This is a genomic window from Streptomyces sp. NPDC021019, from assembly GCF_044333295.1.
Taxonomy (GTDB): domain Bacteria; phylum Actinomycetota; class Actinomycetes; order Streptomycetales; family Streptomycetaceae; genus Streptomyces.
The window spans coordinates 457899-481864 of sequence record NZ_JBIRQR010000003.1; the positions used below are offsets into that span (position 1 = coordinate 457899).

Annotated in this window: 23 protein-coding genes and 1 pseudogene; 7 read left to right on the top strand and 17 right to left on the bottom strand. The window is 72.7% G+C overall.

Annotated features, from left to right (window positions below; genetic code table 11):
- Positions 1–466 precede the first annotated feature (466 nt).
- A complete protein-coding gene (locus ACH4RG_RS19505; protein WP_397917617.1) occupies positions 467–1300 on the bottom strand; it encodes an IclR family transcriptional regulator in 834 nt (277 codons plus the stop codon).
- Between the two features lie 353 nt (positions 1301–1653).
- Here ACH4RG_RS19505 and ACH4RG_RS19510 point away from each other — a divergent pair, with 353 nt between their 5' ends.
- Positions 1654–3555, top strand: a complete 1902-nt coding sequence (locus ACH4RG_RS19510; RefSeq protein ID WP_398539886.1) for an alkyl/aryl-sulfatase — start codon at positions 1654–1656, stop codon at positions 3553–3555.
- Between the two features lie 69 nt (positions 3556–3624).
- Here ACH4RG_RS19510 and ACH4RG_RS19515 read toward each other — a convergent pair whose 3' ends face one another.
- Complete coding sequence (locus ACH4RG_RS19515) at positions 3625–4287, bottom strand: GntR family transcriptional regulator (RefSeq protein WP_397917619.1); 663 nt, start codon at positions 4285–4287, stop codon at positions 3625–3627.
- Positions 4288–4439: 152 nt separating this feature from the next.
- Here ACH4RG_RS19515 and lhgO point away from each other — a divergent pair, with 152 nt between their 5' ends.
- Positions 4440–5687: an L-2-hydroxyglutarate oxidase gene (gene lhgO / locus ACH4RG_RS19520; protein ID WP_397917620.1), complete on the top strand. Its 1248-nt coding sequence runs from the start codon at positions 4440–4442 to the stop codon at positions 5685–5687.
- Between the two features lie 196 nt (positions 5688–5883).
- Positions 5884–7224 carry an MFS transporter gene (locus ACH4RG_RS19525; RefSeq protein ID WP_397927184.1) on the top strand — a complete coding sequence of 447 codons (1341 nt, stop codon included), beginning with the start codon at positions 5884–5886 and terminating at the stop codon, positions 7222–7224.
- A 114-nt stretch (positions 7225–7338) separates the two neighbouring features.
- Here ACH4RG_RS19525 and ACH4RG_RS19530 read toward each other — a convergent pair whose 3' ends face one another.
- The 12 genes and pseudogenes from ACH4RG_RS19530 to ACH4RG_RS19585 all read right to left on the bottom strand — a co-directional run bounded on the left by ACH4RG_RS19530 (position 7339) and on the right by ACH4RG_RS19585 (position 15694).
- Positions 7339–7611: an SHOCT domain-containing protein gene (locus ACH4RG_RS19530; protein WP_398162723.1), complete on the bottom strand. Its 273-nt coding sequence runs from the start codon at positions 7609–7611 to the stop codon at positions 7339–7341.
- 137 nt (positions 7612–7748) lie between these two features.
- Positions 7749–8051: pseudogene (locus tag ACH4RG_RS19535) on the bottom strand (DUF6325 family protein); the annotation flags it as partial.
- 1 nt (position 8052) lies between these two features.
- A complete protein-coding gene (locus ACH4RG_RS19540) occupies positions 8053–8952 on the bottom strand; it encodes a cytochrome c biogenesis CcdA family protein (RefSeq protein WP_397917623.1) in 900 nt (299 codons plus the stop codon).
- The gene (locus ACH4RG_RS19545) at positions 8949–9746 is read right to left on the bottom strand and encodes a DsbA family protein (RefSeq protein WP_397917624.1); all 798 of its coding nucleotides are present in this window, start codon (positions 9744–9746) and stop codon (positions 8949–8951) included. The genes ACH4RG_RS19540 and ACH4RG_RS19545 overlap by 4 nt, the downstream gene beginning before the upstream one ends.
- A gap of 54 nt (positions 9747–9800) precedes the next feature.
- On the bottom strand, positions 9801–10316 hold the full coding sequence (locus ACH4RG_RS19550) for a hypothetical protein (RefSeq protein ID WP_397917625.1): 516 nt from the start codon (positions 10314–10316) through the stop codon (positions 9801–9803).
- 56 nt (positions 10317–10372) lie between these two features.
- Entirely contained in the window at positions 10373–10789 is a 417-nt protein-coding gene (locus ACH4RG_RS19555; protein WP_397917626.1) for a hypothetical protein, read from the bottom strand.
- A gap of 64 nt (positions 10790–10853) precedes the next feature.
- Positions 10854–11258 carry an SHOCT domain-containing protein gene (locus ACH4RG_RS19560; RefSeq protein ID WP_397917627.1) on the bottom strand — a complete coding sequence of 135 codons (405 nt, stop codon included), beginning with the start codon at positions 11256–11258 and terminating at the stop codon, positions 10854–10856.
- A gap of 104 nt (positions 11259–11362) precedes the next feature.
- Entirely contained in the window at positions 11363–11863 is a 501-nt protein-coding gene (locus tag ACH4RG_RS19565; RefSeq protein ID WP_397917628.1) for an NUDIX hydrolase, read from the bottom strand.
- Between the two features lie 105 nt (positions 11864–11968).
- Positions 11969–12868, bottom strand: coding sequence for a hypothetical protein (locus tag ACH4RG_RS19570; RefSeq protein WP_398539887.1), 900 nt, complete (start codon positions 12866–12868; stop codon positions 11969–11971).
- Positions 12865–13878: an SPFH domain-containing protein gene (locus ACH4RG_RS19575; RefSeq protein WP_397927187.1), complete on the bottom strand. Its 1014-nt coding sequence runs from the start codon at positions 13876–13878 to the stop codon at positions 12865–12867. Before ACH4RG_RS19575 ends, ACH4RG_RS19570 begins: the two co-directional genes overlap by 4 nt.
- 55 nt (positions 13879–13933) lie before the next feature.
- Positions 13934–14728 (bottom strand): SDR family oxidoreductase, encoded by a 795-nt coding sequence (locus ACH4RG_RS19580; protein WP_397927188.1) that lies wholly within the window; start codon positions 14726–14728, stop codon positions 13934–13936.
- A gap of 336 nt (positions 14729–15064) precedes the next feature.
- Positions 15065–15694 (bottom strand): TetR/AcrR family transcriptional regulator, encoded by a 630-nt coding sequence (locus ACH4RG_RS19585; RefSeq protein ID WP_397917632.1) that lies wholly within the window; start codon positions 15692–15694, stop codon positions 15065–15067.
- A 208-nt stretch (positions 15695–15902) separates the two neighbouring features.
- On the opposite strand from ACH4RG_RS19585, the gene ACH4RG_RS19590 reads away from it, so the two are divergent.
- Together ACH4RG_RS19590 and ACH4RG_RS19595 are read left to right on the top strand one after the other, a co-directional pair.
- On the top strand, positions 15903–16883 hold the full coding sequence (locus ACH4RG_RS19590; protein ID WP_397917633.1) for a phosphatase PAP2 family protein: 981 nt from the start codon (positions 15903–15905) through the stop codon (positions 16881–16883).
- Complete coding sequence (locus ACH4RG_RS19595; protein WP_398162721.1) at positions 16880–17848, top strand: hypothetical protein; 969 nt, start codon at positions 16880–16882, stop codon at positions 17846–17848. Before ACH4RG_RS19590 ends, ACH4RG_RS19595 begins: the two co-directional genes overlap by 4 nt.
- A gap of 55 nt (positions 17849–17903) precedes the next feature.
- Here the strand turns inward: ACH4RG_RS19595 and ACH4RG_RS19600 are convergent, their stop codons facing one another.
- Both ACH4RG_RS19600 and ACH4RG_RS19605 read right to left on the bottom strand, forming a co-directional pair.
- Positions 17904–18434: a PadR family transcriptional regulator gene (locus tag ACH4RG_RS19600; protein ID WP_397927190.1), complete on the bottom strand. Its 531-nt coding sequence runs from the start codon at positions 18432–18434 to the stop codon at positions 17904–17906.
- A 67-nt stretch (positions 18435–18501) separates the two neighbouring features.
- The gene (locus tag ACH4RG_RS19605; protein WP_397917636.1) at positions 18502–20517 is read right to left on the bottom strand and encodes an FAD-dependent oxidoreductase; all 2016 of its coding nucleotides are present in this window, start codon (positions 20515–20517) and stop codon (positions 18502–18504) included.
- A gap of 201 nt (positions 20518–20718) precedes the next feature.
- Between ACH4RG_RS19605 and ACH4RG_RS19610 the strand changes: the two genes are divergently transcribed.
- Positions 20719–21246, top strand: coding sequence for a DoxX family protein (locus ACH4RG_RS19610; protein ID WP_397917637.1), 528 nt, complete (start codon positions 20719–20721; stop codon positions 21244–21246).
- Positions 21246–21809: a hypothetical protein gene (locus ACH4RG_RS19615; protein ID WP_398539888.1), complete on the top strand. Its 564-nt coding sequence runs from the start codon at positions 21246–21248 to the stop codon at positions 21807–21809. The genes ACH4RG_RS19610 and ACH4RG_RS19615 overlap by 1 nt, the downstream gene beginning before the upstream one ends.
- Here the strand turns inward: ACH4RG_RS19615 and ACH4RG_RS19620 are convergent.
- A complete protein-coding gene (locus ACH4RG_RS19620) occupies positions 21761–23908 on the bottom strand; it encodes an MMPL family transporter (protein ID WP_398539889.1) in 2148 nt (715 codons plus the stop codon). The genes ACH4RG_RS19615 and ACH4RG_RS19620 overlap by 49 nt on opposite strands.
- Positions 23909–23966: the final 58 nt, after the last annotated feature.

Genomic DNA, 23966 nt, shown 5'->3' on the forward strand with positions numbered 1-23966 from the left:
ATTCTTGCTGCGCGAACGTCGCCCGTACAGCGGCAAAGGTCCCGTTTTCCCGGCGGTCAGCCGAGGTCGACGGTCTTGTCGAACAATCTGGGACAGTGGACCAGATTGTTTGGGACAATGTACCTACGCGTTTTGGTCAGGTCAATGGGTAGGTTTTTGGCTCGAAGAAGTGCCGCCGAGCGTGCGGTGGCGGCACGGCGGGAGGCAGGCCTCTACCCGGGCGGGCGCGGGGTCACGAGCGTGCGCGGGCCTGCGCCGGGCGATTTCCGGCGCCCGTCAGCACGACGGGCGGTTCGCGGGCGGAACGGCTGGGTGCGATGGCGTCTGGATCGGGGCCGTCCTTCGGCCGGGGCGCGTCCGACGTTCGGCGCGCCGGCTCGGCACGGGGCTCGGGGGTCACACGGCCCTGCCGGCGGGAGGTCGCCGCCCGCCCGGCTCGCCGCGGAAACGCGTCAGCGTGTGCGGATCAGGCGGGCTGGCGCCAGCGGATGGCGATCTGGGCCGCGGCCGACCGGAGGAGCGGGACCAGCTCGGCCATCCGCTGGTCCGCGAGTCGCGCCTCGGGGCCGTAGATGCTCAGTGCCGCGGTGACGGTGCCCTGGGTCGCGATGGGCACGGCCACCCCGCATCCGCCCATGATCCACTCGCCGCGACTGAAGGCGTAACCCCGGTCGCGGGCGGCGGCGACCCGGTCGACGATCTCCGTCGCGTCCGTCGCGCCGGTCGCGGAGACGTGCTCGCCCACCAGGTGCTCCAGATGGTCCTCGGGCAGCATCGACAGCAGTACGCGACCCGTCGCGCCGGAGAAGAGGGAGTAGGGCCTGCCGACCCCCGTGATCAGCCGGAGCGGCTGGGAGCTCTCCACCTCGTACACCGTCACCCGGCGCCCGTCCACGACGGCCGAGACGCATGCGGTCTCTCCCGTCGCCGCGGCGATGCGGGCCGTCGCCTCGGACGCGGCGCTCACCAGGTCGCTGTTGGCGGCGTGTCGCCAGGCGAGGGTGAGCGCGGCCGGCCCGATCACGTACTTGCGCGAGTTCTCGTCGACGACGGCGAGCCCGACGCGCTCCAGCGAGGCGAGGATCCGCTGGGTGGAGCTCTTGCTGATCTCCAGGTCCCGGCTCAGCTCACGCAGCCCGCGCGGCCGGTCGGCCTCGGCGATCGTCTTGAGCACCAGCAGGGCGTGGTCCACGATCTGCACCGTGCTCGCGGGCGGCGTCCGCTTTCCGGTCGTGCCCGCCGTCGGCTCATCGGACGACGAGGGAGTCTCCGTAGGCTCCGGCCCCTGTTCGTTCACCATCGGGCCGGTCCTCTCCCTGGGGAAGCAGGGCCCGGTGCGGGGTGCGCCCGCAGGACGGCCCCGGACCCTGTCCGCGCGTTGCATGAATGATCGCTCGCGATTATCACACAGTGGCCACACCCCGTCATCCACGGCGACACCCGCCGGCCGTCGCCGAGGTGAGCCGGTGGGAGGGCCGGTCGGCCGGGCCCACCGCTGTGCGGCCCCTCTCCCGCGGAAACCGGCGCCGGGCCCGCGGCGGTTCCCCCGGACAGCCCACATCCGCTCGTGCCCACGGATGCGCGGGGTGAGGCTGGCACTGGCCGAGTCCTTCCGGACCGGGTCTCCTGTCCGCTGCCCCGAAGGAGTTCGAGATGGTTCGGAACACCGACGCCAAGCCCGCCGAGCGTGCCGTCGCGCGGGCGAACGAGGCAGTCCGGCAGAACTACCCCTTCGGCGACGGCCAGGATCTCGACGATGCGCGGCGCGGCTTCATGGGCACGGCCGAGGAGCACGTGATCCGTGATGCCGAGGGGCGTGCGGTGTGGGACCTCGGCGCCTACGGATTCCTCGACCAGGAGTGCCCGGACACGGCCAACCCGAGCCTGTGGCGGCAGAGCCGGCTCTGCTCCGACCACGGCCTCTTCGAGGTGACCGAGGGCATCTACCAGGTGCGCGGCTTCGACCTGTCGAACATGACGATCGTCGAGGGCGAGCACGGAATTCTGGTCATCGACCCGCTGCTGTGCGCGGAGACGGCCGCCGCCGGCCTTGCGCTGTACCGGGGCCACCGCGGCGACCGGCCGGTCACCGGCGTCCTCTACACCCACAGCCACGCCGACCACTTCGGCGGAGTGAGGGGAGTCATCGGCGACGAGGACGTGGCGAACGGCGTCCCGGTGCTCGCCCCGCACGGTTTCCTGGAGCACGCCGTCAGCGAGAACGTCTACGCGGGCACGGCCATGAACCGCCGTGCCGCCTACATGTACGGCGCCGCCCTGCCCAAGAGCGCACGCGGGCAGATCGGGGCCGGTCTCGGCCAGACCCTCTCCACCGGCGCGGTCGGCCTGATCCCCCCGACCGCGGACATCACCCGCTCCGGGCAGACGGAGACGGTCGACGGCATCCGGATGGTCTTCCAACTCACCCCCGGCACCGAGGCTCCGGCGGAGCTGAACATCCACTTCCCCGACCACGCGGCCCTGTGCATGGCGGAGAACGCCACCCACAACCTGCACAATCTGCTGACCCTGCGGGGCGCGGAGGTCCGCGACCCCAGGGTCTGGGCCCGGTATCTGACCGAGGCGGTCGACCTCTTCGTCGACTCCTCCGACGTCGCCTTCGCCTCGCACCACTGGCCGGTCTGGGGCCGCGACCGCGTCCTGGCGTTCCTGACCGAACAGCGCGACGTGTACGCCTACCTGCACGACCAGACCCTGCGCATGCTCAATCAGGGGCTGACGGGACCGGAGATCGCGGAGGAGATCGTGATGCCCCCGGCCCTGGAACGGGCCTGGCACACCCACGGCTACTACGGATCCGTGAGCCACAACACCAAGGCGATCTACCAGCGTTACCTGGGCTGGTTCGACGGCAATCCGGCCCATCTGTGGGAGCACCCGCCCGCCGAGGCCGCCCGGCGCTACGTGGACCTCATGGGCGGCGCGGACGAGGTGCTGAAGCGTGCCCGCCGCTCCTACGCCGACGGCGACTTCCGCTGGGTGGTGCAGGTCGTCAACCACGTGATCTTCGCCGACCCGGGCGACACCGCGGCACGGGAGCTGCAGGCCGACGCGCTGGAACAGCTCGGATACGGCAGCGAGAACGGCACGTGGCGCAACTTCTACCTGATGGGCGCGCTGGAGTTGCGCCATGGCTCCGTCGGCACGCCCACCTCGACCGTCGCGCCCGACCTGCTGGCGGTCCTGACCCTCGAACAGCTCTGCGACTCCCTCGCCATCCGGGTGGACGGGCCGGGCAGCTGGGACGCGGACATCGCCGTGCGCTGGAAACTGCCCCGGAGCGAGCCCCTCACCCTGCGGCTGCGCAACGGCGTGCTCACCCATGTGACCGGCACCGGTCCGGCGGCCGCCGAACCCGACGTCACGGTGGGTCTCGACGAAGCCGCCCTGCGGGCGGTACTGCTCGGTGCCGTACGGCCGGACGAACTGCCGGGACGGCCGGACGTGGAGATCACCGGGGACATCGGGGCCCTGAGCGTCCTCCTCGGCCATCTCGGCACGCCCGACCCCGACTTCGCCGTCGTCACTCCGTAGCACCCCGACCCGGCGGCCCGCCGACCCGCCGACCCGGCGACCCGGCCCGCGGAACCCGCGGGCCGGGGGTCACGGCCCTTGGTGGGCGGCCATGACGTGGTCGCGGGCGCCTTCGACATGCGCGACGATCACGCGGCGCAGTGCCGGCGCGTCACGGTCGCGCAACGCGTCGACCATGCGCTGGTGCTCGTCGTCGATCCGTTCCAGGTCGTGGCCCGAGCGCACCCAGCGCCGGCTGTACGGCTCGACGAGGTGCAGCAACTGGTCGACGAAGCGCAGCGTGAGCCGCCGTTCGGACAGGGCGTAGACGCGCCGGTGGAACTCGTAGTTGAGGGAGGCCCGGCCCGCGGCGTCCGCGCCTCGGCGGCACATCTCGTCGGCGATCTCCTGGAGTTCGTCGATGTCCCGGTCGCGGCAGCCGCGCACGATCTCCTCGGCCAGCGGCGGTTCCATCTGCAGGCGCAGTTCGAAGAGTTCGGCGATCTCGCCGTGGCTGAGCTCCGCCACGAGCATGCCGCGCTGCGGCTGAACCTCGATCAGGCCTTCGGCCGCCAGCGTGTGCAGGGCCTCACGCAGCGGAATGCGGCTCACCTTCAGCTCGGCCGCGAGCTTCTCCTGCACCAGACGGGTGCCTGGGAGCAGTTCGCCGTCGCGGATGGACGTACGTAGCCGTTCCGCGATGACGGCGGCGCCGTTCCTCGTACTGCTGGGGGTCCGGACTGGTCGGGTCACCGTCTCACTCTATCTCTTGTGCACCGTCGCAGCGGCTGTATACATTCGCCTTTCCCGCAGCGAATGTATACAGCCGCTGCGATGTCGTGTTCGCGTTGCCAGAGAGCCATCAAAGCCATCAGAGCCATCAGAGCCACCAGAAAGGCCGTCGGATGTCACGTGCCATAGATGTCGCCGTCATCGGGGGAGGACTGCTCGGACTCGCCACGGCCCGGGCGCTGCTGCGTGCCCGGCCCGGCCTGTCCGTCACGGTCCTGGAGAAGGAGGCGCACTGGGGCGCCCACCAGTCCGGGCACAACAGCAACGTCATCCACAGCGGCCTGTACTACGCGCCCGGCTCCCTCAAGGCCCGGCTGGCCCGGGCCGGGGGCGAGGAGATGATCCGGTACTGCGAGCGGCACGAGGTGCCCGTCAAGCGCACCGGAAAGCTCGTGGTGGCCACGTCCACGGCCCAACTCCCCGGCCTGGAGGCCCTCGCGGAGCGCGGCCGGGCGAACGGCGTCACCGTACAGCGGCTGAGCCGCGCCGAGTTCGCCGAGCGGGAACCGCATGTCGCCGGGGTGGCCGCGCTGTCGGTGGCCGACACCGCCATGACCGACTTCGGCCAGGTCTGCCGCGCGCTGGCGGCCGAGCTGACCGGACTCGGCGCCGACCTGCGCACCCGGTCACCCGCCCTCTCCTTCGCCGAGGCCGAGGGCCGTACCGTGATCCGCACGCCCGGCGAGGAACTCCGGGCCCGGGTCCTGGTCAACTGCGCGGGTCTGCACAGCGACAAGGTGGCGGCCGCCGTCGGTGACCGCCCGACGGTGCGGATCATGCCCTTCCGCGGCGAGTACGCCGAGATCAGGCCCGGCCGACGGGGGCTGGTCAACAATCCGGTGTACCCCGTGCCCGACCCCGAGCTGCCCTTTCTCGGCGTGCACATCACACCCATGCTCGACGGTTCGGTCCATGTGGGGCCCAACGCCGTACCCGCGCTGTCCCGTCAGGGCTACCGCTGGCGCGACATCGACCCCCGCATGGTGGGCGAGCTGCTGCGGGACCCCGCACTGCGCGGTCTCGCGCGACACTTCTGGCGCCACGGGGTCACCGAGATCAGCCGGTCGCTGATCTGGCCGCTGTTCGTCCGCGACGTCCGCCGCCTGCTCCCGGAGATCGAGAGCAGGGACATGCGGCGCCACGGTAGCGGCGTACGGGCGCAAGCGGTCACGGCGGACGGGCGACTGGTCGACGACTTCGTCATCAGCCGTACCCCCCGCGCCGTCCATGTGCTCAACGCGCCGTCGCCCGCGGCCACATCGAGTCTCCCCATCGGCGGCCGGATCGCGGCCGACGTCTTCGATCAACTCGGCCACGGGGACTCCGCGCGGACCGTACGGGAAGAGTCCGCCGCGGTCTGAACGCTCCCGCCCCGCCCCGCTCCCCGCCCCGCTCCCCGCCCCGCTCTCTTCCTCCGCATTCCCTTCCCTTCGTTTCCCTCCCCCCTCTCCCCCTATCCCCCTCTTCTTCAACGGTGATCGAGGACAGCCCATGGCGAACGCCCCGCACGCAGCCACGCAGGATCCCGGACCATCCCCCGCCACAGCCCGCCGCCGCGTGGCCACCGCCACCATCGTGGGCTCCGCGCTGGAGTGGTACGACTTCTATCTCTACGCCTCCATGGCCGCCCTGGTCTTCGGCAAGATCTTCTTCCCGCAGACCGACGGCACGACCGGCACGATGGCCGCCTTCGCCACCTTCGCGGCCGGGTTCCTGGCCCGTCCGCTGGGCGGCATCCTGTTCGGACACCTCGCGGACCGCATCGGCCGGCGGAACGTACTGATCATCACCTTCGTCCTGATGGGCGTCTCCACCGGGCTGATCGGGCTGCTGCCCACGTACGGGACCGCCGGACTCGCGGCCCCCGTCGCCCTGGTGATCCTGCGCATCTTCCAGGGCCTCGGCGCCGGAGCCGAGTACAGCAGTGCGGCGGTCGTCGCCTACGAGCATGCCGACGAGAACCGGCGCGGCCGCCAGGGCGCCTGGCCGGCCCTGGGGCTCAACCTCGGGCTGCTGATGTCGTCGTTGACCGTCACGGTGCTGACGACTCTGGACGAGGAGGCGCTGCTGTCCTGGGGCTGGCGTGTCCCGTTCGTCGCGAGCTTCGCCCTGGCCGGGGTGGGCCTGTGGGTCCGGCGCCGCGTGCCGGAGTCGCGCGACTTCCACGACAGCCAGAAGAAGCAGGAGCGGGAAGTCGCCCCGCAGATGCCGTTCGTCACCCTGCTGCGCAAGGAGCGGCGCGGCCTTCTCGTGGTCCTCGCCGTCTCGTTGGGATACAACGCCCTCAGCTACATCTTCAAGACCTTCTCGCTGGCCTACCTCTCGGACTTCCAAGACGTCTCGGCGAGCGTCGGCGCCTTCGGGATCACCCTGGCCAGCGCCACCGCCATCGTCACCGTGCCGATCTTCGGCTGGGCCAGCGACCGCTTCGGCAGCCGCCGGGTGCTGGCGGTCGGCGGCATCGCCTCGGCGCTCTTCGCCTTCCCGTTCTTCGTCCTGCTCGACACAGGGAACTCGATCCTGATCTGGCTGTGCCTGATCATCGCGACGGGCCTGCTCGCGCCGGCCATGTTCGCTCCGCAGGGTTCGCTGCTCTCCCGCCAGTTCCCGCCGGACGTCCGGGTCAGCGGAGTCGGCACGGGGCGGGAGATCGGCGCCGCGCTCTCGGGCGGACTGGCGCCGCTGGCGGCCCTGGCCATCGTCGGGGCCAGCGCGACCAACGCCACCTGGGGCGTCTCCCTAGTCCTCGTCGCCGGAGCCGTGGTGGTCGTCATCGGCGCGGCCTTCGACCGGGGCGCCGCACCGGCCTCGCCGCCCGTACGGCGGGACTCCGGAACCGACCTGCCTCCCGGCCCGGCACCGCACCGGGAAGACGTCCGCGCGGGTCGGGCCCACTGAGGGCCGAGCCACCGGAGACCGGCGAGCAGCCGAACGGGTCGGCCCGGACCGAGCACGGTCCGGGCCGACCCGTTCACCTGTGGAACCACCTGGAGCCCGACGCGGGGCGGCCGCTCAGGACCCCAGGACGCGGGCCTTCTCGGTGGCGAACTCCTCGTCGGTGAGCAGCCCCTGGGCCTTGAGGTCGGCGAGCTGGGTCAGTTGGGACACCCGGTCCGTGCCCGCCGGTGCCGGGGGAGGGGGCACGGCTGCCGGCGTCTGCGCGACCCCCTGGCGCCGCAGGTCGCGACGCTCCACCCGGTTGGAGACCGCGGTGGCGGTGCCCGAGATGACCGCGGTACGGGCGATGGTGCCCAGCAGGCCGGGCCGTCCGAATCGTTGAGGCATGACTGGCCGTCTCCTTTCTCTGTCAGTTGCCGTCGAGTGATGCGATCGCCTCGACGACGGCGTCCCGCGGAACGCGTTATCACCAGCTCGCCCCCGGACCCCCGCACCGCTGCCGCCAGCCGCGCCGCCCACGTGTTCTCCCAGGCCACGACGAGTGCGGAGGACCCGTTACCCAGCGAGTCGGACACGGTCCGCAGGTCCTCGTCGCTGAGCAGGTCGAACCGGTCGTCCGTGACCTGACGCAGCGTCTCGGTCACCCCCGGATCGGTGAGCTCCACCACCGTGACCGAGCTGTCCGACGCCTTTGAGACGAAGGCCAGATCGAGGATCCGCACCGCCTGCTTCTGTTGCAGCTCCCGCAGCGCGGGGACGACCTGGCCGTCGAACCGGTTGCCCTCGAAGGCGATGACGGCGACGTCCACCGGCCCGGGTCCCGTCACATCAGCGGATGGTCGTCGTCTCCGTATCGGGTGGCGCCGCCTTCTCCTTCTCCTGTTCTTCCCGCTCCTCCGTCTCCGGCCGCCGTGCTGTGTCGCGCAGGAGCACGACCGCGGCCCCGAGGGCGGCCACTCCGGCCAGCGCCAGCAGCAACAGCCGGTCGGAGACCGCCCCGCCGATCGTGGACAGGCGTTCCTCCCACGCGAACTCGGTCTCGGTGCTCAGCAGTGAGGGCAGCGCCGACGTGCCGTCGAACGCGAGGAAGACCACTCCGAGGACCACGAACAGGGCACCGCCCACGGTCGTCGTGCTGTGCAGCGACAGCGGACCCACCCTGAACACCCGGCCCCGCAGCCAACGCCTGCGCCCGAGGTCGAACCGGTCCCACAACAGAGCCAGGGCGAAGACGGGCACCGCCATTCCCAGTGCGTAGACCGCCAGCAGTACACCGCCGTGCACGGGGTCGCCGTCCACGGCGGCGACCGTCAGGATGCCGCCGAGGATCGGTCCGGCGCAGAAGCCCGCCAGCCCGTACACAGCCCCCAGGGCGAACACGGACAGGGACGAGCCCGAGCGCCGCTTGCCCGCCGCCCGCGCCAGCCGCCGGGAGCCGAACCCGAAGCCGGCGATCTGCGCGACACCGAGCACGATCAGCGTCCACCCTCCCACCGCGATCAGGACGTCGCGGTGCCCGTAGAAGAGCCGGCCGGCGAACGAACCGGCGACCCCGAGGGGGACCAGCGTCGTGCACAGTCCGGCGTAGAACACGCCGGTCCTCACCACGAGCCGTGTACGGCTGGTGAACGAGTACGCGAAGAACGCCGGCAGCAGAAGTGCGCTGCACGGGCTGAGCAGGGCCAGCAGCCCCCCGAGGAACGCCATGGCCAGGCCGACGTCGCTCACCGCGCCGCCGCCTCGATGGCGTCCTCGAAGGTGGACGTCGGCTGGGCTCCCAGAATGGGCTTGCCGTTCACGAGAAACGCGGGAGTGCTGCTGACACCCAGGCCGAATCCCTCGTCCTGGTCCTTTTCGACGGCTTCACGCGCCTGGTCGGACGCCATGTCCGAGCGGAACTTCGCGAGGTCCGGCACTCCGGCCTCGCGCGCCATGGCGGCCAGCCTGTCAGCGCTGAACTCACCGGAATTGCGCTCCCGGGGCTCGGCGTAGACCACGTCGTGGAACTCCCAGAACTTCTTCTGACGGCCCGCGGCCCATCCGGCCAGCGCGGCCTGCTGGGACTCCTCGCCGAAGACGGGAAAGTTGCGCCACTCGATGCGCAGGGTGCCCTCGTCGACGTAACGGCGCAGCAGCTCCGGCTTGGTCTCGCGGGCGAACCGGCCGCAGAAGGGGCACTGGAAGTCCGAGTACTCGATCATCACCACCGGCGCGTCGGCCCGGCCGACCGCGAGCGCGTCGGAGGCGTCCCGGCGGGCGAGCGCGAGCAGACTCTCGTCGGCGGGAGCGGGGGTCGCGGAGCCGGACTCCGCCGAGGTGGCGCCCCGCGCTCCGGGATCGCGGTCGCCGTCGGAGCCGTCGAGCGTGAGCGCGAAGGCGGCGGTGGCCGCGGCAGCCAGGAGGAGAGCTCCGGCCGCGTAGGTCTTTCGGCGGTCACGGAGGACACGGCGGGCCGGCGAGGAAGCCGAGGAGGAGGAAGAGGAGGAAGAGGACGAAGAAGGGGAGGAGGGTGATGCAGTCATGGAATGCCTCTGATGATGAGAGGTGCGAGGGAGGAGGAGGGGCGGCCGAGGACGTCAGGCCGCAGCCGTGACCGGGCACTCGCTCTGGGTGGAGAGGCGCCGCAGCGCCGCTTCCGCGAGCAGCGCGACGGACGCGACGGCGAACAGCGGCTGCAGGGGGGCCCAGTAGCTCAGCGCGCCGGACGACCCGAGGAGGACGAGCACGAGCTTGTTGCAGACGGGGCAGCCCACAGCGAAGAAGGACAGCACCCCGCCGAGGGCCCCCATACGGCCGTCCCGGACGGTCCCGGGAGGCTGCGTGGGCGGGGGTGCGGCCGGGGGCGCGGCCGACGGGCGGACGTACGTGCTCAGCACGAGGCCGGCCAGGACGGCGGTGAGGGCGAGGGCGGGATAGTTCCACCACTGCACGGGGACCGAGCGGCCGAACAGGGGGGTGGGCACCACATCGGTGGGCACGCCGACGGCGACGGCCGTGGCCAGGGCGCCGAGCCCCGCCACCAGCCACTGCCCGGCCTGCCACGCGCGCAGCGCCTCGCCCGCCCGGCTCCAGGAGCGCCGGGAAGAGGACATGCGGAAATCTCCGTTTCCGGATGGAAGAGATGAAGGACGCGACCGCGAGGGCCGGCCTACATCCGCAGAACGGAGAAGGTGGTGGGGGGATGGGGTGGCGCGGGGCCGCCGCGGCAGAACGCGGCGCCCGAACCGGCCGTCGGCACGGGTCCTTCCGTCCACTGCGGCGAACCGGCCGCGGGGACGGACCCCGCGGCGGTGTCGGAGCGCGGCGCGACGTCCTCGGCGACCATCAGTTTCTTGCCGCACGGAGTGAATCCCTCGTCGACCGAGGGCTGCGCGGCGGTAGCCGCGGTCGCCTGAGCTACGGAGATCGAGCCGGAAGGGGGCGCGTCCTGCGGCGAGGACCCGCCGACCAGACAGAGCAGGCCGACCACGGCCACCAGGAGCACGAGCAGACCGCGCAGCGCGACGGTGGCCGCCGCGGGGGTCGTCGCTCGCCTCATGTACGCCTGCTCTTCCTCGAAGGTCACCCCACGATAGAACACGCGAGCAGGGCTCCGGTCCTCGGCCTCCGGGCGAGGGAGGAGCCCTGCCTCAGGCGAGCAGCTTCGCCTTCGCCCGCTCGTACTCCTCGGGGTTGAGCGCACCCTTGTCCTTGAGTTCGGCGAGTTTCGCCAGATCCTGCACATGGCCGCTGCCCCCGGATCCGCCCTGGCTCGTCGCGGCTTCGCGCACGTAGGTGCGGAACGCCGCCTCCGAGTCCTTGGCCAGCTTCTCGTCGCGTTCGCGCATGCTGCGACCGCGGACGATCAGGTAGATCAGCACGCCCAGGTACGGCAGCAGGATGACGAGGACCAGCCAGCCCGCCTTGGCCCAGCCGCTCAGCGAGTGGTCCCGGAAGAGGTCGGTGACGACCTTGAACAGCAAGAAGAACCACATGACCCAGAGGAACAGGTACAGCATGGTCAGAAAGACGTCCAGGAGCGGGTAGTCGTCCATGGGCCTACTCCCTATCGCACGGATGGTCCCCTATTCATACAGTGGGTCTGATTGCTCCGCATCCGTGAGTGCGGGGAGAGGTGCGCGGGCGGAGAAGCGGTGCGTCAGGGGCGGTTCTCGCCCGGGGCGATGCGCAGCACATGCGCGGGCGGGTGGGTGATGCCCAGCTCCGGTCGCCAGACGGCGAGGATCTGGGCCGACGGGTCGAACAACGGGGTCGGCAGTTCCTCCGGCTCGGTCCACCGCCAGGCGCTGATCAGGTGCGGTTCGGTCACCTCGGGGACGCCGGCGGCGAGCCGCACGACGGCCGCCATGCTGATGCGGTTGATCCCGCCGATCACGTCGTGGACCATCGCGACGACGTCCACGGCCGCCTCGTCGACCACCAGTCCCGTCTCCTCGCGCAGCTCCCGGGCGGCCGCGGCGGCGATCGACTCGCGCGTCGCGTCGACCTTCCCGCCCGGCAGCTCCCACGTACCGCCGTGGTGCCGGCCCAGCAGTACGCGTCCCCGGCCGTCCTCGACGATCACGCCGACCCCGAGGGCCGCCTGTGCCGTGGGCGGGCGGGTGTTGCGGGCGGGCTCGGTGGCAGGGTCGGCTGACATGGTGCTGGTTCTCCGCTCTTCGGCGCCGGGCCCGGGTCCGGGTCCGGGTCCCGACCACCGTAGCGAAGCGGTCCGGGGCGGCCGGGGCGGCGGTGGCGGGTGCGCTCATGTCACCAGGCGCAGCGACCTCTCCGCGATGCCGAGCCGTACGCTCTGCCCCCAGGTCAGCTCCAGGGCGTCGGACTCCATCCCGTCCCCGAAGACCACGACCCGGTCCGACTCCACGGTCAGCCGCAGCCCCTGTCCGCGCCCCAGCTCGCCCGCCACCCTGGACGTCCCGGTCGCCGGCGAGGGCCAGGCCTCGCGCACGAACCACAGGAGGCGCGCGTCGCACGGAGCGGGCAGAGCCAGGGTGCCGCCGCGCTCCAGCCACAGCGAGCGGAGCCACCCGGTGGCTCCCGTGCCGGTGCCGACCAGCACCCCGGAGGAGGCCTGGGCTTCGCCGGGGGCGCTCCCGCCGTCGGGGCCCAGGCGGTAGCGGGCCGTCTGGTGGCCGGGTGGCCCGAGATAGATCTCGTTCAGGGCGAGGAGGCGCTGCGTGTCGTCGGCGACGGCCTCGACCATGGTCAGCTCCTCGGCGCTCCCTCCGCCTGCGGTCGCGGCGCGCAGCAGGGCGGCCGCGTCGGCGTGGCGGTGGCGGACCAGGACGCCGGGGTTGCGCCCCGGGTCGGTGTCGATGCCCACGACCGGCTGCCCGGACAGGTACTTCGCGGTGTTGGCGACCAGCCCGTCCTGGCCGACCACGACCACCACGTCCTCCGGGGCGAACAGGAAGCGGTCCAGGTCCGCCCGCTCCACCCGGGAGCTGCGCCAGGTGAGCGGCACCGCCGCCGCCACCTCCCGCAGCGCCCGCCGGGTGTCCTCGTGGCGGCGGGCCACCTCGTCGATCGAGCGCCCCCGGCTGGACAGGAAGAACGCGGCCTGCCCGTGCGTCCCGTGCCGGGCGAGCAGCTCCTCGTACTCCGTCCGCCGGTGGACGATCACCGCCCGGGGCGCCAGGCTCACGCGCCCGCCCCGCCTTCCGGACGGCCGAGCCTGGCGAGCAGCCCGGTGAGTACGTCGGGGGAGAGGGTGATGCTCTCGACGCGCGGCAGGTTCTCCGCGAGCCGGGTCGCCGCCAGGGCGTGCAGCGTGGCCGGATCGGCGTCGCCGTGCACCCGCAGCCAGGCGGCCTGGGCCTCGGCCCGCGCCGCGCCCGTCTCGCGCGCCGCCTCGGCCTCCGCGCGGGCCAGGCGCACCTTGCGGGCAGCCTCCGCCTCGGTCCGTACGCCGTCGGCCGCGGCCTTCTCCTCGGCCTCGCGGCGGGCGTTGGTGCCGCGCTGGTCGACCAGCTGCTCCTCGCGCCGGGCCAGTTCGATCTGGCTGGCCAGCTCGTTCTCGGCGATGGTGCGCTCCCGCTCGACGGCCACGGCCCGCCGTTCGTAGGTGGCCCGGTCCGCCTCCTGCTGGATCTGCTCGCGGGCCGGGGTGCGCAGGGCGCGCTCGACCTCGGCCTCGGGGCGGATCGCGACGACGCGCACGGCCACCACGTCGATGCCGGTGGCCGGGAGGCGGGGCTCGGCGGTGAGACCGGTGGCGACCCGTTCGCGTACGGAGGCGACGCCGTCGACCAGGGCCGCCGCGAGCGGGGTGCGGGCCAGAACGTCCAGCGTGTGCTGCTGCGCGGTCTCGGTGAGGAGGGTGGCGATCTGTTCCAGCGGTGCGCCGCGCCAGCTCCCGGTGTCCGGATCCACGGAGAAGTCGAGCCGGTTCGCCGCCTCGGCCGGATCGCTGATCCGGTAGGTGACGGTGGCCTGCACGGTGACGTCCTGGAAGTCGGCCGTACGGGCGTGGAACGCCATGGCCAGCTCCCGGTCGTCGACCGGCACTTCGGAGAGCGCCGCCGACAGTGACCGGTACCAGAAGCTGAGCCCCTGGCCGTCGTGGGTGAGCCGGCCGCGGTGGTGGTGGCGGATGTGGGCGGTGGGCGCGGAGCGCAGGTGGCGCCAGCCGAAGCGCCGGGTGATGTCGGCCATGATGGAACCCCTTTAATTTCGTCAGTGCGACGATAAGGGAGGGGCGTGAATAGAGTCAAGATGACGAAAAGGGGGGACTGGTCCGGCGGGCCGCATATCTGTTCGGGATCTCGCCGCCCCCGTGCACGGCGAGATCGGCGCCATTGACGTATGCGGAGAGGTCGCAGGCCAGCCAGAGGCAGGCCCGCGCCACGTCGTCCGGGCCCGCCAGCCGCCCCATCGGGACGATGTCCGCCATCGCGGCCCCGTCGTCGTCGCCGTAGGGCGCGGTGGCGCTCCCGGTGCGGATGGGGCCCGCGGTGATGTGGTTGACCCGGACCCGCGGCGCCCATTCGAGGGCCAGTGCCCGGGACAGCCCCAGCAGGCCCGCCTTGGCGGCGGAGTAGGCGGCGGTGCCGGGCTGCGGGGCATGGGCGGAGACGCTGCCGATGTTGACCACGCACCCGCCGTCCGGCTGCTCCCGCATCACGAGGTTCGCCGCCTGGGCCGTGTAGAAGGGGGCGAGGAGGTTGAGCGCCACCACTTTCTCGACGAAGCGCGGCGATACGGTCGCCGCGTCGGCGTCCGGGGAGCCGCCGGCGTTGTTCACGAGCACGTCCAGGCGGCCGAACCGCTCGGCGGTCGCGGTGACGAGATCCGCGGCCGCCGAGGGGTCCCGCAGGTCCGCGGCCCGGAACGAGGCCTCGCGCCCGCCCGCCGACGGCAGGGCGGCCGGCGTGCCGCGACCGCAGACCATGACGTCCGCGCCGCTCGCGAGGAAGGCCTTCGCCAGCGCGGCCCCCAGGCCCCTGGTGCCGCCGGTGACCAGCACCGCACGCCCCGTGAAGTCCATCGCGTGGGGCTGGTCCATGATCCGCCTCCATGCCTGGCTCCGGGACCCGCCCTCCGGGGTGCGGCCGTCCGGAGTCCCGCCTTCCGGGGGGTCGCCGAGCGCCCCCCCGTTCGGGGGCCCGCCGAACGCCGTTCCCGGCGACCACTCCTACCGGAATCTACCAAGCGCTTGTTAGGTTATCCAGAGGGTGGAAGGACCGGGAAATCGGGACGGCCCGCGAAGAGGTGCGGACACCCGGGCGGCCGGTGGCCTCCGTAGAGGTCACCGGCCGCCCGGGCGGTACGCCGCCCCCGTCCCCACGGTGCGGCGCGGGTGGACCGCCTCCCATCCGCTGGGGCGGGCGGCCCACGTCTGTCAGGACTCCGGCGCTCCCGCCGCGAGTCCGAGGCCCGGGAGGATCGCCATCTCCACGAACCGGGTCAGATACGCCGCGTCCGCGTAACGCCCCTCCAGCAGCGGCCGGGCGCGCATCACGCCGAGCAGCTGGGCCGCGACGAACTCGGCCCCCGGAAGGTCCGCCGCGATCTCGCCGCGCTCCCGGCCCCGCCTGACCATCGCGTCGATCGCGGCGATCTCCGGCAGGATCAGCGCCTCGCGCAGCGCGCACAGCAGCTCGGGGCTCTGCAGCGCCGCATGGCTGAGGGCGTGCATCAGCGGAGTGTCGCTTCCCGAGGCCTCGCCGATCGTCCGCGCGGCCTCCAGCAGGTCCCCGGCCAGCGTCCCGGTGTCGATGTTCGGAAGCCGCATCCGCCGGGTGCCGTGCAGTGCGGCCACGACCAGCTCCGGCTTGGAGCCCCACTGCCGGTACAGCGTCGACTTCCCGCACCGTGTGCGCGAGGCGACGCCCTCCATCGTCAGCGACTCGTAACCGCTCTCCCGCAACAACTCCAGCACCGCCCCGTAGAGCTCCTGCGCCCGCTCCGGCGTGATCTTCGAGCGGCGGGACGTGAGGGCTGACTCCTGTGCGGAATCGGGCGACGGCATGGGCTGTACCTCCTGCGGCGGTGCGGTGAGGTTCTCGATACGCCAGTGTACCGATACGCGCGTGTACCGATACGCGCGTGTACCGATACGCGCGTGTACCGATACGCGCGTGTACCGATACGTCGACGTATCGGTACACTGGCGTATCGATACGGCGTGGAACTCACCGGGCCGTCCTGACACCGCTTCGCATCCAAGGGGGCACCGGGTGACCTACGCCCGCACCGAGCCCACGGACCAGGAGCCGGACATACGTGCCCGACCGCCCCTCGTCCGCGAGTTCCTCCTCGTGGCCGGACTCTTCCTGGCCTACAAGTTCGGCCGCCGGGCCGCCAACGGTCATGTCGAGGAGGCGTTCCGCAACGCGGGGAACGTATGGGACCTCGAACGTGCCCTGCACCTCCCCGGCGAGGGGGCGGTCCAGGGGCTGCTGCTGCACAGCCAGTCCCTGATCCACGCGGCGAACACCTACTACGCCGCCGTGCACTTCCCGGCCACGGCCCTCTTCCTGGTCTGGCTCTACTGGCGCCGCCCCCGCCACTACGTGCGGTCGCGCCGCGTTCTCGCCGCGCTCACCGCCGCCGCCCTGGTCCTGCACCTGCTGTTCCCGCTCGCCCCGCCCCGGATGCTGCCGGTCGCCGGGCTCGTCGACACCGGCCAGGTCTACGGGCCGACGGTGTACGGACAGACGCCCGCGACCGACACGATGGCGAACCAGTTCGCCGCGATGCCCTCGCTGCACGTCGGCTGGGCGCTGATGGTCGCCGTCGGCCTGATCGGCGCCACCCGTTCCCGGTGGCGCCCGCTGTGGCTGCTGCACCCGGCGCTGACGCTGCTCGTCGTCGTGGGCACGGCCAACCACTACTGGCTCGACGCGATCGTCGTCGGGGCGATGCTCGCCGTCGCCCTCGCCGTCTTCCGGCTGCCGCTGTCCGCCCGGACCGCCCCAGCGCGGCTGCCCCGGCCGGCCCCCTGGGGCAGGGCTGAAGGGTCTCCCCTGCCGGTGTACGCGGGCGGCGCGGGGGCCGGCGCCTTCGCGTCGGCCGTCCCGGCGAGGTCTGCCGGGCCCACCACCGCGCCCAAGGCCGTCGCGGCGGCAGCTCCGCCGCCGTCCTCCGGACCCGCCGGGCCCGCGACCGGCGCGGATGCCGGAGCGCAGGCGCCCGCCCGGGTCGGAGCGGTGCGATGAACGCCACGCTGCTCGCCGTAGCGCTCTCCCTGGTCTCGGCCGGCGCCTACGCGGCCGCCGCCGTGGCGCAGTCCCGGCTCGCCGGCCGCACCGACCCGTCCACCGGCGTCCTGCGGCTGCTGGGCCGGGGCGCCTGGTGGTCGGCGGTCGGCCTCAACGCCTTGGGCGCGCTGCTGCACGTCGCCGCGCTCAACTTCGGCCCGCTCACCCTGGTCCAGCCGCTGGGCGCGCTCACCCTCGTCGTCGCCGTCCCGCTCGGGGCGCGCGCCGCCGGGCGTCGGGTCGGCCGTATCGAGTGGCGGGGTACGGCCCTGACCCTGCTCGGCCTCGGCGCGCTGCTCCTGACCGCGGGCGGCTCCGCGCCGCACGAGACCCTCAGCCTTCCCGAGGCGCTGGGCGTCGGCGCGGCGACCATGGCGGTGGTCGCCGGACTCGGCCGGCCCGGGGCCCGCCCGGGGCTGCGGCACGCGGCGGCCTCCGGGATCACCTCCGGGGTCGCCTCCGCGCTCACCCAGACCCTCACGGTCGCGGTCACCGACCACTCCGGCGGTCCGCTGTTCAGTTGGCGGCTGCTGACGGTGGCGCTGCTCGTCTCCGCCTTCGCGATGGGCGGCCTGCTGCTCTCCCAGACCGCGTACCGGGGCGGGCTCGGCGCCCCGCTCGCCGTGGTCACCCTCGCCAACCCGGTCGCCGCCGCCGCGATCGGCCTGGCCCTGCTCGGCGAGCGCCTCCAGGGCGGGCCGGTCAGCCTGGTGTTCGCGCTCCTCGGCACCGCGGCGGCCGTGCGCGGGGTGGTCCTCCTCAGTCGGACCCAGGCGCGGAACACGGACCCGGCCGCCCCGCCCGAGGCCGCCGTCCCGGGGAGCCGGGTGCCCTCCAGGGTCGTCATCGGCAGCCCCCGGCGCGCGGACACCCCACCGTCGGCGGGTGTGCCGGAGCCCGTCCCCGCGCGCGCGGGCGGCTGACCGGCGGCGGAGCGAAAGAGGCCGGCGGGCCGCTGGATCCCGCCGGTCCGATCGCTCAGCCGTCCAGGTCGGCGATGGCGCGGGTCAGCCAGCTGATCCAGAACGTCTCCAGGTCGATGCCGCCCCGTAGCACCAGATACCGCAGCCGATCCTCGTAGGCCGTCGGCGTGGGGGTGAAGTTCCGCTCCTCGATCTCCCGGTACTCCGCCAACTGGCTCTCGTGCAGGGCGAGATGGCGGCGCAACTCCGCGTCCATTCCCTCCGCGCCGACCACCGCCGCCGCTCGCATCCGCAGCAGGAGAGGGTCGCGGACCGGCCGGGGGTCCTCGGAGAGGGCCACCCAGGCCGCCAGTTCCTCGCGGCCCGCGGGCAGGACCTCGTACTCCTTCTTCTGCCCCCGGGCCGGCATCGCCGCGGGCAGCGCCCTGATCCGCCCGGCCTGCTCCAGTTTTCCCAGCTCGCGGTAGATCTGCTGGTGCGTCGAGGACCAGAAGTAGCCGATCGAACGGTCGAACCTGCGGGTCAGTTCCAGACCCGAGGACGGCTTCTCCAGCAGTGCGGTGAGAATCGCGTGCGGCAGTGACATGGGGTGCATCCTAAGGACGTACGGAGACCGGGGCGCGGCCCTTCGCCGGCGCTCGGGCCCCCGGTGCTCACAGCGCGGCGGCGAGCTCCGTGCCCTGGCGGATGGCCCGCTTCGCGTCCAGCTCGGCCGCCACGTCCGCGCCGCCGATCAGATGGACCGGGGCGGCCCCCGCGCGCAGCTTCTCGTACAGCTCGCGGCGCGGCTCCTGGCCCGCGCAGAGCACGACCGTGTCGACCGGCAGTACCCGCCGCTCACCGTCGACGGTGAGGTGGAGGCCCTCGTCGTCGATGAGGTCGTAGGAGGCGCCGGCGATCATCTCGACGCCCCGGTGGCGCAGTTCGGTGCGGTGGATCCAGCCGGTCGTCTTGCCGAGCCCCGCGCCGACCTTGGTCGTCCGGCGCTGGACCAGGTGGACCGTGCGTGGCGACTCGGGACGCTCGGGAGCGCGCAGCCCGCCGCGCTCCGCGTAGGCGGTGTCGACGCCCCACTGCCGGAAGAACGCGTCCGCGTCCAGGCTCGCCGCGTCGCCGCCGTCGGTCAGGAACTCCGCGACGTCGAAGCCGATGCCGCCCGCGCCGACGATCGCGACGCGTTCGCCGACCGGCGCACCGTCGCGCAGCACGTCCAGATAGCTGACGACGTTCGGGTGGTCCGTGCCGGGGATCGCCGGGGTACGCGGCTCGACGCCGGTGGCGAGCACGATCTCGTCGTAGCCGTCCAGGGTCCCGGTGTCGGCCCGGGTGGACAGGCGAACCTCGACGTCCAGCTCGGCCAGCCGCGTACGGAAGTAGCGCAGCGTCTCGTCGAACTCCTCCTTGCCCGGTACCCGGCGCGCCACGTTCAGCTGCCCGCCGATCTCGTCCGCCGTGTCGAACAGGGTCACCGCGTGCCCCCGCTCGGCCGCCGTGACGGAGCACGCGAGGCCCGCCGGACCGGCGCCGACCACGGCGACGCGTTTACGGGTCCGGGTCGGGCTCAGGACCAGCTCGGTCTCGTGGCAGGCGCGCGGATTGACCAGACAGGAGGTGATCTTGAGGCTGAAGATGTGGTCGAGGCAGGCCTGGTTGCAGCCGATGCAGGTGTTGATGGCGTCCGCCCGGCCCGCCGCCGCCTTCGCGACGAACTCCGGGTCGGCCAGGAAGGGGCGGGCCATGGAGACCATGTCGGCCCGGCCGGAGGCGAGGATCTCCTCGGCGACCTCGGGGGTGTTGATGCGGTTGCTCGTCACCAGCGGTACGGAGACCGCGCCGCGCACCTTCTCGGTCACCCAGCTGAACGCGCCGCGCGGCACGGAGGTGGCGATGGTCGGGATCCGCGCCTCGTGCCAGCCGATGCCGGTGTTGATGATCGTGGCGCCCGCCGCCTCGATCTCCTTCGCGAGCGTCACGACCTCCTCGAGCGTCGAGCCGCCCGGTACCAGGTCCAGCATGGAGAGCCGGTAGATCAGGATGAAGTCGTCGCCGACCCGCTCGCGGACCCGGCGCACGATCTCGATGGGCAGGCGCATGCGGTTCTCGTAACCGCCGCCCCAGCGGTCGGTGCGGTGATTGGTCGCGGAGACGATGAACTCGTTGATCAGATAGCCCTCGGAGCCCATGATCTCGACGCCGTCGTAACCCGCGAGGCGGGCGAGGCCGGCCGCGCGCACGAACTCCTCGATGGTCTCCTCGACCTGGTCATCGGTGAGCGCGTTCGGGGTGAATCCGCTGATGGGGGCCTTGAGGGCGCTCGGCGCCACCAGGTCGGGGTGGTGCGCGTACCGCCCGAAGTGCAGGATCTGCATCGCGATCCGGCCGCCCGCCGCGTGCACCGCCGAGGTGATCTCCCGGTGCTGCTCCGCCTCCGCCTCCGTCGTCATCTTGGCCCCGCCGGGGAAGGAGCAGCCCCGTTCGCTGGGGGCGATGCCGCCGGTGACCATGAGGCCGACGCCGCCCCGGGCGCGCTCCGCGTAGAACGCGGCCATCCGCTCGAAACCGCGCTCGGCCTCCTCCAGACCGATGTGCATCGATCCCATGAGCACCCGGTTGGGCAGGGTGGTGAACCCGAGGTCGAGAGGGCTCAGCAGGTTCGGGTACAGGGTCACGAGGTCTCCTCCGCACAGGGTCGTCGGGTCAGTTGTAGACCACCGTCCAGCCCTTATGCAACAAGTTGCACAATGATCTGCGTCGCACCCCGCCCCTGGGGCGGCGGGCCCGTGCCACGGACGGCGTACCCGGCCGCGCCCGCCCGCCACCCGCCGACGAGAGTGGGATCCGTACCCCACCCCCCCACCCCGGGAGTCCTCATGGTCTGCGTCAACCGGCGTGATCTCGGTCTGCTCGCCCTGCGCGTCGGCACCGGCGCGGTGCTCGCCGCCCACGGCAGCCAGAAGCTGGCGGGCTGGTTCGGCGGCGGTGGCATCCAGGGCACCACGGCCGCGATGGAGGCGATGGGGTTCCATCCGCCCAAGCACAGCGCCGTGGCCGCCGGGCTCGGCGAGGCGGGCGGCGGCGTCCTGCTCGCTCTGGGCCTCGCCACCCCGGCGGCGGGCGCGGCTGCCGCCGGGGCGATGGCCGGCGCGGTGGCCGTGCACGCTCCCGCGGGCTTCTTCGCCCAGGGCGGCGGCTACGAGTACCCGGCGTTCCTCGGCTTCACCGCGGCGGCCATCGGGCTGACCGGTCCCGGGCGCTACTCCGTGGACCATGCCACCTGCCATGTCTTCGACCGCGCCTGGATGGTCGCGCTGGCCTTCGCGGGCAGTGCGGTCGCCGCCGCCGCGGTGGTCGGCAAGCGCACGAAGGCGCGGTCCGACCGGCCTCAGGAGGAGTCCTGATGGACGAGGACCCCTCCCGGGCCGCCGACCCGTCCGGTCCGGGCGCCCCGACGCCACCTGGTGGCTTCGCGCAGGGCCCCCGGAGCGCGCCCGGTCAGGGGGACGCGCCGTGGCGGCGCGCCGACGGCCCGGCCGGCCCCGCACCGGCCCCCGATCCGGACAGCCTCTGGGTGACCGGCGGGGCGCTCTTCGCCGGGATCCTGATGCTCTGCCAGGGCGCCGTGGCGGCCCTGGAGGGCATCGCGGCCCTCGCCGACGGGGACGTCTACGGCGATGTCGGCGCGTACCTCTACCGGATCGGCCTCGCCGGCTGGGGCTGGATCCACCTGGTGCTCGGCGTCTGCGTGGCCGTCACCGGGGCCGCGCTGCTCAAGGGGGCGGGCTGGGCGCGGGTGGCCGGCATCCTCGTCGCCGCCCTCAACCTCTTCGCGCACTTCCTCTTCCTGCCGTACGCGCCCCTCTGGTCGGTGATCGTCATCGGCCTGGACATCTTCGTCATCTGGGCCCTGGCCGCCTACCGGGACCCGGACCCGGACCCGGCCTCCGCGACCGTGCCGCGCTGACCGTCCGCCCCCTCCCGGCTCAGGGCCCCCGGCCACCACGCCTTCGGGCCGATGTCCCGTACCAGCGCCGGGACGAGGAGCGACCGGACGACCAGCGTGTCCAGCAGGACGCCGAACGCCACGATGAACGCGATCTGGAGCAGGAACGCCAGCGGGATCACGCCCAGCGCGGCGAAGGTGGCCGCCAGGACGACGCCCGCCGACGTGATGACCCCGCCGGTCGTGGTGAGCCCGCGCAGGATGCCCTCCCTGGTGCCGTGCCGGAGTGACTCCTCCCGGACCCGGGACATCAGGAAGATGTTGTAGTCGACGCCCAGGGCGACCAGGAACACGAACCCGTACAGCGGCACCGACGAGTCCGTGCCGCTGAAGCCGAACACATGGGTGAAGACCAGTGCGGAGATGCCGAGGGTGGCGAGGAAGTTCAGCGCCACGGTCGCCACCAGCAGCACCGGCATCAGCAGCGACCGCAGCAGGAAGACCAGGATCACCAGGATGATCACCAGCACCACCGGCACGATCAGCGTGCGGTCGTCCTCCGCCGTCCGCTGGGTGTCGTACTGCTGCGCGGTGTAGCCGCCGACCAGGGCGTCCGAACCGGGCACGGCGTGGACCGCGGTGCGCAGCGCGGCCACCGTCTCCTTGGCTGCGTCGCTGTCGGCCGCGTCCTTGAGGGTCGCGTCGACGCGGACCCTGCCGTCGACGACGAGGGGTTCGCCGCCCGGCCGCCCGCCCGCGCTCACCGGTGCGACCGAGGCCACTCCTTCGGTGCGTTCGGCGGCCTCGGTGACCTCGGGCAGGCGGTCCGCCGCGGCGATGATCACCGCCGGATTGCCCGAACCGCCGGGGAAGTGCTCGCTCAGCGTCTCCTGGGCGGCCACGGACGGGGCGTCGTTGACGAAGATTTCGTCGAGCGGAACCCCCTTGGAGGTGAGCGTGGGGGCGAACGCGGCACAGGCGATCAGGGCCGCCAGCGTGATCGCCCACACCTTGCGGGGCGCCCGGTCGACGAGGGCCGCGACCTTGTGCCAGATGCCGTGGCCGCCGGGCACCTTGTCGTCGGCGGGCCTGGGCTTCGCCGGCCAGTAGGCCTTCCGGCCGAGCAGCACCAGGGCGGCCGGCAGGAAGGTGAGGGCGCTCAGGACCGAGCAGACGATGCCGATCGCGCCCACCGGTCCGAGGGCCCGGTTGTTGGTGAGGTCGCTGAGCAGCAGGGCGAGCAGCCCCGCGGCCACCGTGGCGGCGCTGGCCGTGATCGGGCCGAAGGACTCGCGCAGCGCGACGCGCATCGCGGCGAACCGGTCGCCGTGGACAGCGAGTTCCTCCCGGAACCGGGCGGTGAGCAGCAGTGCGTAGTCCGTCGCAGCGCCGATCACCAGGATCGACAGGATGCCCTGCACCTGACCGTCCACGCGCACGATGTCGTGGTCGGCGAGGACGTAGACGATCGCGCAGGACAGGGCCAGAGCGAACACGGCGCCGAGGATGATGACGAAGGGCAGCAGCACACTGCGGTAGACCAGCAGCAGGATGACGAGCACCGTGATCAGGGCGACCCCGAGCAGCAGTCCGTCGATGCCCGCGAAGGCGTCGGACAGGTCCGCCTGGCTGGCGGCCGGCCCCGCCAGTCGGACCGTCGTGCCGGGCACCGACGAGCCGGCCTCCTCGATCCTCTCCAGCACCGTGGGCAGTTCGTCCCCGAGGCCGGGGCTCAACTGCACGATGCCCTGGAGCGCGAGGCCGTCCTTCGAGGGCAGCGCGGGGGAGGGTGCTCCGACGACGCCGTCGCTCCCGGCGAGCGGGGCGAGCGCGTCGGTGGCGGCCTCCCGCTGCTCCTCGCCCAGCGGTGCGTCCTGATCCGCCGAGGTCCAGACGACGATGACCGGCAGGGTCTCGTTCTGCTGGAACGCCTTCTGCGCGTCGATGACTTGGGTGGACTCCGCGTTCTGGGGCAGGAAGGCGGCCTGGTCGTTGGTGGCGACCTCGCCGAGCTTCCCGGCGTACGGGCCGAGCCCGCCGCCGACGCCGAGCCACGCGATCAGCAGCACGACGGGGACGAGCCAGCGGATCGACCGTGCGGAGCGTGCAGGGGTGGACATGTCTCTCCCGGGGGTGGAGATATCTCAGTAGTGAACAATCTCAATCGTTGAAATACAT

Bases quoted from the DNA above. Each gene is read 5' to 3' on its own strand.
- ACH4RG_RS19505 (WP_397917617.1), bottom strand. From the start codon at position 1,300: ATGGTGAACGAACAGGGGCCGGAGCCTACGGAGACTCCCTCGTCGTCC.
- ACH4RG_RS19510 (WP_398539886.1), top strand. From the start codon at position 1,654: ATGGTTCGGAACACCGACGCCAAGCCCGCCGAGCGTGCCGTCGCGCGG.
- lhgO (WP_397917620.1), top strand. From the start codon at position 4,440: ATGTCACGTGCCATAGATGTCGCCGTCATCGGGGGAGGACTGCTCGGA.
- ACH4RG_RS19530 (WP_398162723.1), bottom strand. From the start codon at position 7,611: ATGCCTCAACGATTCGGACGGCCCGGCCTGCTGGGCACCATCGCCCGT.
- ACH4RG_RS19545 (WP_397917624.1), bottom strand. From the start codon at position 9,746: ATGACTGCATCACCCTCCTCCCCTTCTTCGTCCTCTTCCTCCTCTTCC.
- ACH4RG_RS19550 (WP_397917625.1), bottom strand. From the start codon at position 10,316: ATGTCCTCTTCCCGGCGCTCCTGGAGCCGGGCGGGCGAGGCGCTGCGC.
- ACH4RG_RS19560 (WP_397917627.1), bottom strand. From the start codon at position 11,258: ATGGACGACTACCCGCTCCTGGACGTCTTTCTGACCATGCTGTACCTG.
- ACH4RG_RS19565 (WP_397917628.1), bottom strand. From the start codon at position 11,863: ATGTCAGCCGACCCTGCCACCGAGCCCGCCCGCAACACCCGCCCGCCC.
- ACH4RG_RS19575 (WP_397927187.1), bottom strand. From the start codon at position 13,878: ATGGCCGACATCACCCGGCGCTTCGGCTGGCGCCACCTGCGCTCCGCG.
- ACH4RG_RS19580 (WP_397927188.1), bottom strand. From the start codon at position 14,728: ATGGACCAGCCCCACGCGATGGACTTCACGGGGCGTGCGGTGCTGGTC.
- ACH4RG_RS19585 (WP_397917632.1), bottom strand. From the start codon at position 15,694: ATGCCGTCGCCCGATTCCGCACAGGAGTCAGCCCTCACGTCCCGCCGC.
- ACH4RG_RS19595 (WP_398162721.1), top strand. From the start codon at position 16,880: ATGAACGCCACGCTGCTCGCCGTAGCGCTCTCCCTGGTCTCGGCCGGC.
- ACH4RG_RS19600 (WP_397927190.1), bottom strand. From the start codon at position 18,434: ATGTCACTGCCGCACGCGATTCTCACCGCACTGCTGGAGAAGCCGTCC.
- ACH4RG_RS19610 (WP_397917637.1), top strand. From the start codon at position 20,719: ATGGTCTGCGTCAACCGGCGTGATCTCGGTCTGCTCGCCCTGCGCGTC.
- ACH4RG_RS19615 (WP_398539888.1), top strand. From the start codon at position 21,246: ATGGACGAGGACCCCTCCCGGGCCGCCGACCCGTCCGGTCCGGGCGCC.
- ACH4RG_RS19620 (WP_398539889.1), bottom strand. From the start codon at position 23,908: ATGTCCACCCCTGCACGCTCCGCACGGTCGATCCGCTGGCTCGTCCCC.